At 62.4% G+C, this 11,834-nt stretch carries 9 protein-coding genes; 4 read left to right on the forward strand and 5 right to left on the reverse strand.

The window, feature by feature from the left end:
• Positions 1–377: 377 nt before the first annotated feature.
• Positions 378–1,874 carry a serine hydrolase gene (locus AC1DX3_RS12570; RefSeq protein WP_476989643.1) on the reverse strand — a complete coding sequence of 499 codons (1,497 nt, stop codon included), beginning with the start codon at positions 1,872–1,874 and terminating at the stop codon, positions 378–380.
• A 217-nt stretch (positions 1,875–2,091) separates the two neighbouring features.
• Positions 2,092–2,868 (reverse strand): LytR/AlgR family response regulator transcription factor, encoded by a 777-nt coding sequence (locus AC1DX3_RS12575; RefSeq protein ID WP_476989644.1) that lies wholly within the window; start codon positions 2,866–2,868, stop codon positions 2,092–2,094.
• A gap of 139 nt (positions 2,869–3,007) precedes the next feature.
• Between AC1DX3_RS12575 and AC1DX3_RS12580 the strand changes: the two genes are divergently transcribed.
• From AC1DX3_RS12580 to AC1DX3_RS12595, 4 genes are all read left to right on the forward strand, one after another.
• On the forward strand, positions 3,008–4,159 hold the full coding sequence (locus AC1DX3_RS12580) for an acyltransferase family protein (RefSeq protein WP_476989645.1): 1,152 nt from the start codon (positions 3,008–3,010) through the stop codon (positions 4,157–4,159).
• A gap of 52 nt (positions 4,160–4,211) precedes the next feature.
• Positions 4,212–5,915, forward strand: a complete 1,704-nt coding sequence (locus AC1DX3_RS12585) for a tetratricopeptide repeat-containing sulfotransferase family protein (RefSeq protein ID WP_476989646.1) — start codon at positions 4,212–4,214, stop codon at positions 5,913–5,915.
• Positions 5,916–5,997: 82 nt separating this feature from the next.
• Positions 5,998–7,842, forward strand: a complete 1,845-nt coding sequence (locus tag AC1DX3_RS12590; RefSeq protein WP_476989647.1) for a pentapeptide repeat-containing protein — start codon at positions 5,998–6,000, stop codon at positions 7,840–7,842.
• Positions 7,842–8,561, forward strand: a complete 720-nt coding sequence (locus tag AC1DX3_RS12595) for a hypothetical protein (RefSeq protein WP_476989648.1) — start codon at positions 7,842–7,844, stop codon at positions 8,559–8,561. Before AC1DX3_RS12590 ends, AC1DX3_RS12595 begins: the two co-directional genes overlap by 1 nt.
• Before the next feature lie 89 nt (positions 8,562–8,650).
• On the opposite strand, the gene AC1DX3_RS12600 is transcribed toward AC1DX3_RS12595, so the two are convergent.
• From AC1DX3_RS12600 to AC1DX3_RS12610, 3 genes are all read right to left on the reverse strand, one after another.
• The gene (locus AC1DX3_RS12600) at positions 8,651–9,724 is read right to left on the reverse strand and encodes a hypothetical protein (RefSeq protein ID WP_476989649.1); all 1,074 of its coding nucleotides are present in this window, start codon (positions 9,722–9,724) and stop codon (positions 8,651–8,653) included.
• 100 nt (positions 9,725–9,824) lie between these two features.
• Positions 9,825–10,475, reverse strand: coding sequence for a UTRA domain-containing protein (locus tag AC1DX3_RS12605; RefSeq protein WP_476989650.1), 651 nt, complete (start codon positions 10,473–10,475; stop codon positions 9,825–9,827).
• Positions 10,472–11,803, reverse strand: a complete 1,332-nt coding sequence (locus AC1DX3_RS12610; protein ID WP_476989651.1) for a formimidoylglutamate deiminase — start codon at positions 11,801–11,803, stop codon at positions 10,472–10,474. The genes AC1DX3_RS12605 and AC1DX3_RS12610 overlap by 4 nt, the downstream gene beginning before the upstream one ends.
• Positions 11,804–11,834: the final 31 nt, after the last annotated feature.

Raw genomic sequence — 11,834 nt, forward strand, 5'->3', positions numbered from 1 at the left:
TGGCAGGTTGAGGGTAGGATTTAACAGAGCGCCGTGCGCTGCTGATGAAGATCAGGCGTGCTTGTGCGCCCGATAGGAAATTGCCCATGCAATTGGTTCCTGAGTATTTTGGATAGGGGAAACGGTTGAGATACGAAGGAATGTGGCTCGCATGGTGTTCTCCTTTCCTGAATTCAGGGACATGCCGGGACTGGCTGGAGCGGCCTCATAGGCGGTTGAGGCGAATAAAGCAACAGGTTTTGTGGTGGTGGCGGCAGCCTTAAGAAAGAACCCCTCACCCGGCAGGCTGAAGCCTGCCACCGGCACCGGCCGCCCCCCTCTCCCCTCAGGTGGGGAGAGGGGAAGGAAAAAGCGATCGTAGCTAACGTCATCGGGCTTTAGCCCGGCTCCAGGGCCTTCAAACGGTCCCTGGCGTTGTCGTTGTTGGGATTGCGTTCCAGGGACAGGCGGTAATTGACGATGGCGGCGGTCTTGTCGCCGGCGACCTCGCAGGCCCAGGCCAGGGCATCATAGACATTGCCGGACTGCGGATAGACCTCGACATTGCGGCGATAGAGGCGGATCGCGTCGTCGGTGCGGCCGGTCGCCAGCACGATCTGGCCGGCCAGGTTCAGGTCGTTTTCATCGGCCGATGCCTGAACGGCGTCGAAATGGCTGAGCGCCGTGTCGACGCCGCGGGTCAGGGCCACCAGCCACACGGCGCGGGGCGGACCGCCGAAGTCGTAGCGCCAGCCGGCAAGGGTCGCCACGCGACGGACGAGCAGTTCGATCAGCCCCCACCCGCCGTCGGCATTGGTCATCACCGCTATGCCGTCGCCGGTTATGCCGTTCATGATCAGCAAAGAGCGGAAGCCGGCATTGCCGCCATTGTGCGTAAAGACGTCCGGATTGCGCGGATCGGCGAAAAATCCGAGCCATTCGCCGTTGGCGACCTTGCGGAACATCTCGTCCATCATCGGCTTGGGTAGGACGGGATTGCGCTGGCCCAGGCGCGATTTGGCCGTGGCGATGGCAAAGCGCATGAGGTCCCTGGGGGTCGTCCACAGGCCGGCCGCGGCCAGTTCGGGATAGACGTGCCAGCGGCCGGGGATCATCTTTCCGTCAAAACCCGTGCCCGCCACCGCCCGGCCTGCCCTTTGGGCCGTCAGGGGCTGATCGAAGGTGGAGTCCGTCATGTTCATCGGCCCAAGCACCGTGTCCTGCAGCAACTGGGCGAAGGGTTTTCCCGTGACATCGGTCAGCATTAGTTGCTCGATGGTGATGCCGCCACCGGAATATTGCTGCTGGCTGCCGGGTTCGTAGACGACGCGGATCGGCGCCGTATTGGCCGGCGGCAAGCCGTCGAGGATCTGCGGGACGGTCGGGAGCGGCGCGTCGGCGGCGTAGCCCGGAAAGCCATGGACGTTCAGCCCGGCCGTGTGCGACAGGATGCGGCGCAAGGTGACCTTCTGGGTGGCGGTAAAGGCGTTGTCGGGCACGCGCCAGCTTTTCAGGCAGGTGTTGACATCATCGTCGAGGCTGAGTTGGCCGCGGGCGACCAGGGCCAGGGCGCAGGTCGCCGCCACGGGCTTGGACACTGACGCCGCCTGGAACAGGCTGTGGGTGGAAACGGCGGCCGTTTCGCCGGCGCCGGTGACGCCATAGGCCTCGGTCTGGACGATGTCGAAGCGCGATGCGGCGGCGAAGCTGACGGCGGGAATGCCGGCCGCGGCCATGACCTCGGCTAGGTTGTAGCGCAGGAGGGTGCCGTCCTTGAGCGCAAGTTCCGCCAGTTGCATGTCCATGCCGAGGACAGCGCGGGCGTTGGCAAACATGGGCAAAGCGGCGGTTGCAAGGCTTGAGCTTATGAGGCTGCGCCGGGTCAGGGGTGTCATGTTGGCCTCCGTTGTTACGAAAGGCTTCGTATTTGGAGGGGTGGTCTGTCAACTTAACGATTTGTCATGGAAGGGAACGGAGTAAGCAAGAAACCCCACCACCACGAGCCTGAAGAAGGCTCGCGGTCCCCCTCCCCGGCAAGCGGGGAGGATCAGAAAAACGCTATCCAGCTAACATGTGTGAATATGATAGCCGTAAACGGGGAGGTAAGAATAGCTAGGATTCCAACGCGGTGCGGAAACGGCGGCTGCCGGCGACTTCGCGGCCGTCGCTGAGGGTGATCTTTAGATCGCCGGCCTGGGTGCCGGAGAAGGTGCGGATATGGCTGCGGTTGACCAGGCGCGAACGATGGACGCGGACGACGTCGTGGGCTTTCAGGCGTTCTTCGTAGTCGCCGAGGGTGGCGCGCAGGAGCAAGGGTTTGGCGGATGTGGTCAGGTAGAGTTCGACATAGTTGCCGGCGGCCTCGGCGGAGATGATGTCGGCGGGTTCGATATAGTGGGTGCGGCCGTCGCTCTTGATTTCGAGGCGTTCGGGGGCTTTGGGTTGGGCCTGCTGGCGCAGGCGTTCATTGGCCCAGATGATGCCGCTGATCAGTATAAAGGTCAGGGCGTCCTTGCGGCCTTCATAGATCAGTTCGATCGCCAAATTTCGCCGGGCGAAGTGGTAATGTTCATGGGCCAGGGCGTAACCGGCGTCGCGTATGGCCACCATCAGAGCAATATGGATGGCCGAAAAGACCAGGAAGCACAGGGTTTGGACCAGCAGAAATTTCGCCAGGCCCAGCCTGCGCCAGTGAAAGCGGTGGTAGCCGTAATAGATGGCCGGCACGAGGGCCAGGATGGCGAAATAGCTGGAGAACTCCCACAGGGCCGGTTCCCACAGGTCCATGTTCGGGTTTTCGATCAGGTGGGACGACACATTGACCAGGATGACCGCGAGCAGGAATCCGGCGATGATGCCGAACAAAGGCCAGGACGGGAATCGGTTCATCCCTGATCTCCCGCCGTTTATCCCTTTATCGCCGCCGCTCATCACCGTTTGTCCCATGGGTGCCGCCGTTGGTGGCACGGCTCTGGGCGGAAGTCCAGCCCCGTGGCACCAGGTCTCCATCGCTTCACGGAGATACGAGATGACACAAAGCTTAAGTCAAACAAGACGTTACGACCTCGACTGGTTAAGGATCATAGCCTTCGGACTGTTAATTTTCTATCACGTGGGGATGTTCTATGTGACGTGGGATTGGCATATCAAAAGCGATCATGCCTCGCATGCCATCGAGCCCCTCATGCTGCTGGTCAATCCGTGGCGGCTGGAGCTGTTGTTCTTTATTTCGGGTGTCGCCATGCGGTTCATGGCCGACAAGATGCCGCCACTGCGACTGGCCGGGTCGCGTTTCAATCGGCTGTTCTGGCCGCTGTTGTTCGGCATGGTGTTCATCGTGCCGCCGCAGAGCTTTTACCAGGTGGTCGAGCATTACGGCTTTACCGGCAACTATCTCGATTTCTGGCTCAAATATCTCAGCCACTATACCGGTTGGTGCAACGATGCCGACGGCTGCCTGATCGTGCCGACATGGAACCACCTGTGGTATGTCGCCTATCTCCTGCCCTATTGCCTGGCCTTCGCCCTCGCCTATCCGATCCTGAAACGCCTGCCGCTGGCGTGGTTGGAGCGGGTTCCGGCCTGGCTCTATTTCGTCGTGCCGTGGGTATTGTTCTTCGTCGCCAAGATCACCTTGATGACGAGGTTCGGCGAAAGCCACGCCTTCGTCGGCGATTGGTATGTGCACGCCAGCTCGCTCGGGTTTTTCCTGTTCGGCGCCATGGCGGCGAAGTCGGAACGTTTCTTTGAGATCGCCCGCAAGGCACGGTGGTTGAGCTTGGGCGTCGGCCTCTTCGCCTATGCCGTGCTGATGGCCGCCTTTTTCGGTCTGGTCGGCGGCGGGCTGGACAAGACCACGGGCATGGTTCTCGGCCTGATCCTCAAGAGCCAGCAGGCGATCTTTATGATCATGGCCTTGCTTGGTTTTGCCCGTCAGCATCTGTCCAACGCCGACGGCCCGATCCGGCGCACCCTGACGGACGCGATTTTTCCGTTCTATATCGTGCATCAGACGATCATTGTCGTGGCCGCCTATAATCTCAATCGGCTGCATATGCCGGTGGCAACCGAGGCAGTTATTCTGATCGCCCTGACGGCAGGTGGTTGCTGGCTGACCTATGTCGTCGTCAAGCGGATTGCGTTGCTGCGTCCGTTGTTCGGACTGAAGCTAAAAGCTTGAAAGGGCTTGTAAAAAAACCTAGTGTCGCGGTCTGTTTTCGAAAGGCCGCGACGTGCCCCCTTCCCCGCATCCGCTCGTTATCAAGGGGCGCCAGGCCTTTCAGGCCGGCAATTTGCCCGGCGCTTTGTCTCTAAGCGAAATGCGTTTGCAGGAGGCGGCGAACGACCTCGACGCGATCGAGCTCAAGGCCGTCATCCTGCAAAGGCGCGGCGATTTGCGCGGCGCCGAGGCCGTGTTGCGCCAGGCGGTGGCGATCGATCCGGCCTGCGAGTGGGCGGCCAACGACTTGACGCTTTTGCTGCATCGTCTGGGCGATCGGTTTGGCGCCGAAACCGCGGCGCGCGAGGCGCTGGTTGCACGACCCGACGACGCCCAGGCGCATCTGCAGCTGGGTGTTATTCTGGCCGAAAAGGACGATCTGCCGGCGGCCGAATTCCACAATCGCCGGGCGCTGGAGCTGGCCGGGCCGCACCCGCAGATCCTGCTCAATCTCGGCCTGTGCCTGTATAATCAGGGGCAGATCGACGCGGCCGAACCGGTGATGTTGCAAGCGCAGGAGATGGCGCCGGATTTCGCCCAGGTGGCGGCGCATCTGTCGCGGCTGTATGAGGCCAAGCGCGACATGAAGAGCGCCTTTGCCTGGCTGGAACGCGCCGAGGCCATCGGGCGCAAGACCGGCGAGGACTTTACCCTGCTGCGCGCCCGTTATCTGGCCGGCGACCAGCCGCAGGCCGCGCTCGATCTGATCGACAAGAGCGGCGACGCACTGGGCGGCCCGGCCATGTTGGAGCGCGGGCGGCTGCTCGATCGGTTGGGACGGCCGGACGAGGCCTGGCCGGCTTTGGTGGCCGCCAAGGCGCGTTTGGCTGGCGACAGCGGCGCCGTCTATGACGGCGAACGGGTGACCACGCAATATACGGCTCTGAAGGCCTTTTTCACGCGCGATACCCTGGCGCGGTTGCCGAAAGCGGGGAAGCGGAGCGATACGCCGCAGCCGATATTTATCCTCGGTTTGCCGCGATCGGGCACGACCATGCTGGAGCAGATGCTGAGCAGCCACCCGGAGGTGAGCGCCGGCGGCGAATTGCCGTTTGTCTATGAATGGCAGGCCCTGATCCGCAATGTCCTGCCCGGCGACCGGTCGTTCCCGGAGAAGCTGGCCTTCGCCGCGGCGGCCGATTACCACCATGTGATCGCCCTGCTGCGCGACTATTATCTCGGGCGTATCGAAGCCTATGGGGTGGCCAGTACGCGGCCTTTGTTCACCGACAAGATGCCGCTGAACGATGTTTACCTGCCCTTGATCCGGTTGGCCTTCCCCGAGGCGGCGGTGATCCGCATGGTCCGCCATCCGCTCGATGTCGCCGTGTCGGTGCTGTCGCACGACCTGACCCACGGGCAGAATTTCGGTTATGGCGTGGAGTCGATTATCGCCCATATGGTGGCGACCCATGACCTCAACAGCCATTACGACGCCGTGCTCGACCGGTCGGCCACGGTAATGCGTTATGAGGATTTTGTCGCCAACCAAGAAGCCGAAACACGGCGGATTCTAGCGGTCTGCGGGGTGGAGTTCGACCCGGCCTGCCTGCGTTTTCACGAAAATCCCCGCCATGCGCCGACCCCGTCCTATGCCCAGGTGACCAAACCGCTGAACGACCGTTCGGTCGGGCGGTGGAAGTCCTATGCCGGCCATTTCGCGCCCTATAGGGAGCAGATCGCGCCGGTTATCGCGGCCTTGGGCTATAGCGTTTAGGGCACAGTCCGCCACCATCATATCCTTGTCATGGCGCTGTCATAACCGGCATGTTAGGCTATATGCGGCCTACGGGGGACTTATGGCGGAGACGACGACAAATCCTGAGGTGGCCGCGCTGGAGAAGGCGTGGTGGGCGGCGTGGTGGCAGGCCGACTATTCGTGGGATGGTCTGGCGCAAAAACGGGACCTGGGCGAAGAGAAGTCCTTGCAGGATTATTGGTCGTCCGAGCGGGATTTTTTGATTACCGAACCCGGGAGCGGTCGACGCTGGACGCGCCTGCATTGCCCGTTCATTTTCGCCGATGGGACGCCGTCACCAAAGTCGTCATGGGGCCAAACCGAATGGTCGGCCGTCACGCAACTTGTCCGCTCGCAGATCGATCGGTTGTCGGGTGCGGTGCTTCATCGCTTCGACCTGGCTCCCGGCACCGACCGTGTCCGTGCCGATCATGCTTACGTCGAGACCTTGATGCTTTTTGGTGACGGCGATTTGACCGCTGATCTTCGCGGCGCCTGGCTCCCCTATGTGTCGTTCGCCCAGGCCGTGCTGCACAAAAGCGATTTTAGCGATACCGTCTTCAGCACCAACGCCAGTTTCATAGGCGCGGTTTTTGAGCAAGGCGTCCGCTTTTCACGCGCCCGTTTTCTAGGCACGGCCAGCTTCGATGAGGCACAGTTCCATGGTGTCGTCACCCAGGAAGAGCACGCCTTTTTCGATGGCGCCTATTTTGCCGGCCCTGTCGAATTCCCAGAAACCGAATTCGAGGCCGAGGCCGTTTTCAACGGCGCCCACCTGGCTGGACGCGCCAATTTCTTCGGCGCGCGGTTCGAAGACCGGGCCCTGTTCGACGACATCGAGTGCCTCGAAAATATTCACTTCTACAAGGCCGCCTTTGTCCGCCGCCTGACCATCAATGACGCCAAATTCTACGGCAAGGCCAATTTCGAAGGCGTCACCGACGGCGATCCGATCGCCTTGTCGGCCCAGCCCCTGAGCCTGACGGTCAAGAACGGCAGCCTGACCGGAGAGTTGTCGCCGGGCACCGGGCCGACGCCGCGCAGCTATCTCGCCCTGCCGAAACTGCTGGCCAAGGGCGCCGTCTTTTACAACGACGCCAATTTTTCCAACCGCGATCTGCTGTCGCCGTCAACCTTCGAAGGGGCGCAGTTTCACCATCTGGCGCGCTTCCACGGCAGCGATATCCACGCCAATGTCAGCTTTCACAATAGCTTGTTCCGCAAGGCGTTGAGCCACCAACCGCAGAACCTGCCGCCGTTTCCGGAAAGCCTGCTGAAACTGCGTTTCGCCGCCACGGAGGCGACGGATTATCGCGCCTGGAAGAAGGACTATCTCAAGGGGCGGGCCGCGGCGTTGAAGGAGTCGTTCGGGCGTAACAGCTATTTCGACGCCCTGGAGGCCAGCTACCGCACGCTCAAGCAGTTGATGGAGGATCGCCGCGACCACATCCGCGAGGGCGACTTCTTCACGCTGGAGCTGCTGGCGCGGCGGCGGCGCAGCGACGTGCCGTGGTGGGAACGCGGTTTTTCGTGGCTTTATTCGACCGTGGCCAATTACGGCAATTCGATCTTCGGACCATTGTTCTGGCTGCTGGCCCTGCTGGCCGCCTCCGCTGCCGGTTATTATTCGGCGGCCGAAAGCGTGGTTTATCATAGCGCGAGATTGCACCAGGACCATTTGCTGGCGGCCTTCAGCTTCGCCTGGCACAATGCGTTTGCGCCGTTCAGCGCGCTCGACGCCAGCAAGGCCGGCGGCGGCGATGCCTGGCTGAACGATGTCCTGTTCGGCACGCATGCGGGCTTTGCCATGGTGTTGAAAGTAGCGGCGACGGTGCAGTCCCTGCTGACCCTGCTGCTGGCCTTCCTGTTCGCCCTGGCCGCACGGCGGCGTTTCCAGATCAACTGATGGCCTGTGATCCGACCTCATCGACCGCGGCACGTGAAGCCGAATGGTGGCAGGGCTGGCGGGGCCTGGATTTCTCGTGGCAGGGCCTGGCGGCGCGCCCGGGCAATGACAGCGCCACATTGCAGGATTATTGGCGCAATGAGGCCGGCCGCCTGATCGCGGAACCCGGCACGGCCCGGCAATGGACGCGGTTTCACTGCCCCTTAACCTTTGCCGACGGATCGCCTTCGCCCAAGGCCTTATGGACGGCGGATGACTGGCGCGACCTGCATCAGTCCTTGCGCACCCGTCTGGCCATGAGCACGTCGGCACGGCCGGGCCTGCTGGATGGGGTGGTGCTCGATGCCCTGCTGGAAGGCGAAACGGAATTGCCGGACGAGGCCGATTATCTTTGGGTGCAGGCGGCCAATGTCTATATCCGCGGCGATGTCGATCTGAGCCATAATGGCTGGGGGCTGGCCGATTTTGCCGGGGCATGGTTCGGCGGCAAGGTCGATCTGACCGGGGCTCGGTTATTGGACAGCGATTTCACGCCGGCGCGTTTTGTGCTTCAGGCCGTTGCGCAAGATCAAGTCCGCGAGGTCGCCGCTCCGGTCGTGGTGGAAACGGTCGCGGAGGTACAGCCTTCACCCAAGCGCCGGTTGGGCAAATGGGCGGTTATCGGCCTTGTCGCCGCGGTGGCGGTTGCCGGTATTATATGGCTGATAAGGTCGGCATAGCCGCGCAATTTTATCGTCGGCAAGGACGATGATTGTCATGGCTATGTCGGCCCTTGCCCGCGCCGGGGCGCACAGCTTCATCGTAAAGGCTAAAGCGCGTCTTTCAATCGCGCCACCGCCGCGTCGGACACGCCCTTGATGGCACCGCTGACGTCGGCCTGCCATAGCGCCGGGTCGACATTGACCTGCAAAATCTTGCTCTTGCTCATGCCGACCCCGCCCAGGATGCTGATGGCGTTGCCGATGACTTCGCCGGTCTTTTGTCCGGACGTCTTGGCATCCACCGTTTCGAGAATGGCGTCGCTGTCGATCATCAAGGGCGACTGCAGCTCAAGGCGCATGCGGCTTTGCGGGTCCATCATCGTCGCCTTGGCATTGGGCGTGATAAGGAACATTTGCGTGGAGACGGGCTTAATCGACAGGCCCGCCTGACCGGTCGTCTTGGCATTGCGCGCCAGGGCGCGGAAGCCGCGGCGGTTACTGGCCGTCAAGGTGGCGAAATCGACGACGACGCGGAAGCCAAGGACGGCGGCGCCGGATTGCGTCATGAGGTCGGCTTCGTGGCGGACGATGGGGGCATTGCCCACCGCGGTCATGGAGCCGCCGCCGGCGAGATCCGGCAACATGGTCGGCAGGAAGTAGTAGTTCATACCGGTCGGGGCGAAGAAGTCCGACGTCACCTGGTTCATGCCCTTGACCGTCTCACCCGATGGCTTGGCGCTGCTCATGATGTCGTTATAGGCGCTGTAGGTCCTGGCCTCTTCCGGCGAAACGACTTCGATGCCGGCGGCCTTCAGGTCGGCCACCAGATTGGCATAGGCTTCATCCGTCATGGCCTGCATCTGGGTAGCGGTCGGACCGCTCAGGTGCATGGTTGTCGCCGCGTGAGCGCCGCCGGCGCCGCTGGCGCTCGCCCTGGCGTCGGTGACGAACTGGATCTGGAAGAAGGGTATGATAACCTTTTTGACACCGCGGGCGCCTTCGGCCTGATTGACCCAGAACAGGTTTTGGCCATCGCCGGTGTGGTCGGCATGCGGATCGAAGGCGATCGCGTCCTTGGCCTTGGCGTTGCTTTCGCCGCCGGCAAAAGAAGGGTGAGCGCAGGCCAGGGCCAAAGCGCAGGTCAAGGTCGCGGCAAGGGTCGATTTTTTCATGATGGGCATGTGTATCTCCGGAAACATGCTGCGACAGCTAGGGCGTCCGGACGGCACAGGCAATGAACAAATCCTGTAACTAATTACCTAACAGCATTTGTAACCGTGGCTAAAAACGGGCCACCAGATGGAAGTGGGCGCCGTCGAAGGTCTGTTGGACAAAGGTCACCACCTGGCCGTCATGCCAGGTTTCGCGGTCAACGCGCAGGCAGGCGGCGCCGGGATCGAGATCTAGAAGGTCCGCGGTTTTGGCGTCGGCGGCGACGGCATGGATACGGTTTTCCGCCTGGCTCCACGGGACCTGCTGCAGCAGCCATGAGCCCGGCGATACGGCGGAGAAATCGACATCCGCCGCCGACGGCACGGTCGACAACAGGATGGTGCGGTATTCGAAACAGAGCGGCCGGCCGCCGCCGATATGGACACCGGTGAGTTCGAGCTTGTTGGCCGTGATGTGCCGCGACAGCAGGCGGAAAGCATAGGTTTCGCCGCGCGCCCGGGCCTGGGCTTCGATATCGGGGATTTCGAGCACGGTCGCCGAGATCTGCGGCGCGGCGACAAAGGAACCGGCCTTCTTGCGGCGTTCGACCAGGCCGGCCTGAACCAGGGCGGTCAGGGCCTTATGCACCGTCATGCGCGAACAGCCATAGGTGACCTGCATCTCGTGCTCGACCGGCAGGCGGGCGCCTGGGGCCAGGGCGCCGGACTTGATGCGGGCTTCGATATCGTCGCGGATGGTTTGGTGGAGGGGCGTTTTCATGCGTCTGCCATCTTTTGCAGGGTGCGGCGGTAGGTCGCCAGGATGGCATTGCAGGCGATGTGGCGGCCGTCTTTGACGACCTTTTTGCCGTAGCGCCAGACGCAGTCGATGGCGCCGCCACCGGTGGCGAAGACATAGGCATCGAGCAGGTCGTCGCCGCTCTTTTCCATAAATCCGGGATGATCCTTATCGAGAGTGACGAGGTCAGCCGGATTGCCGACAGCTAGGCCCGAGACGCTGCCCAACGCCCGGGCGCCGCCGTTCAGGGCCTTGTTATATATATGGTTTATTATAGTTCTCTTTTTATGGAATAGTCTTTGCGAATATTCCAGCAGGCGCAATTCCTCGGCGGCATTGATCAGGACATTGGAGTCGGAACCGATACCGAAGGCCCCACCGTCGGCGAGGAAAGCGTCGCCCGGAAAGACGCCGTCGCCGAGATTGGCTTCGGTGATCGGGCACAGGCCGGCGACCGCGCCGGAGCGCGCCAGGCGCCGGGTTTCGTCTTCGGTCATGTGGGTGGCGTGGACCAGGCACCATTGTCTGTTGACAGGCGCTTGATCGAGCAACCAGTCGACCGGGCGCCGGCCGGTATGGGCCAGGCAGTCCTCGACCTCGCGCAGCTGTTCGGCGATATGGATATGGATCGGCGCGCCCGCGGCCATGGGAATCAGGGCCGTCAGTTCGTCGGGGGTGACGGCGCGCAGGCTGTGCGGCGCGATGCCGACCACGGCGTCATCGAGCCGGGCGATGTGGCTGCGGCTGGCGTCGAGCAAGGCTTGAAAGCCGTCGAGATCGTGGATGAAGCGCACCTGCCCCGCTGTCGGCGCCAGACCGCCAAAACCGGCATGGGCATAGAAGACCGGCAGCAGGGTCAGGCCGATGCCGGTCTGTTCGGCGGCGGCGGCAATACGGGCGGCCATTTCGGCGGGGTCGCCATAGGGGCCGTCCGGTCCATGGTGCAGGTAGTGGAATTCTCCGACGCGGGTAAAGCCGCCTTCGAGCATGTCCATATAGGCAAGCGCGGCGATGGCCTGCAATTCGTCGGGGCCGATATGCGCTAGGTGGCGGTACATCTGGTCGCGCCAGCCCCAGAAGCTGTCTTCGTGGCCGGTGCGGCGTTCGGTCAGGCCGGCGATGACGCGTTGGAAGGCATGGCTGTGCAGGTTGGGCATGCCGGGAATAGCGATAGCGTGGCGTTCGCTGGCGCCGGCCGCGACGCCGGCTTCGACCGCCGCGATGCGACCGTCGGTGATGGTCACGCGAACGTCGCGTGCCCAACCGTCGGGCAACAGGGCCTGTTCGAACCATAAGTTATCGTTTGACATGTCGCCGTCCTTGCTCAATATAATGTATATA

The organism is Asticcacaulis sp. P2_B1 (assembly GCF_056404915.1).

Excerpts from the sequence above, each read along its gene's own strand:
- AC1DX3_RS12595 (WP_476989648.1), top strand. The coding sequence starts at position 7,842 with ATGGCCTGTGATCCGACCTCATCGACCGCGGCACGTGAAGCCGAATGG.
- AC1DX3_RS12580 (WP_476989645.1), top strand. The coding sequence starts at position 3,008 with ATGACACAAAGCTTAAGTCAAACAAGACGTTACGACCTCGACTGGTTA.
- AC1DX3_RS12575 (WP_476989644.1), bottom strand. The coding sequence starts at position 2,868 with ATGAACCGATTCCCGTCCTGGCCTTTGTTCGGCATCATCGCCGGATTC.
- AC1DX3_RS12570 (WP_476989643.1), bottom strand. The coding sequence starts at position 1,874 with ATGACACCCCTGACCCGGCGCAGCCTCATAAGCTCAAGCCTTGCAACC.
- AC1DX3_RS12605 (WP_476989650.1), bottom strand. The coding sequence starts at position 10,475 with ATGAAAACGCCCCTCCACCAAACCATCCGCGACGATATCGAAGCCCGC.
- AC1DX3_RS12600 (WP_476989649.1), bottom strand. The coding sequence starts at position 9,724 with ATGCCCATCATGAAAAAATCGACCCTTGCCGCGACCTTGACCTGCGCT.
- AC1DX3_RS12610 (WP_476989651.1), bottom strand. The coding sequence starts at position 11,803 with ATGTCAAACGATAACTTATGGTTCGAACAGGCCCTGTTGCCCGACGGT.
- AC1DX3_RS12590 (WP_476989647.1), top strand. The coding sequence starts at position 5,998 with ATGGCGGAGACGACGACAAATCCTGAGGTGGCCGCGCTGGAGAAGGCG.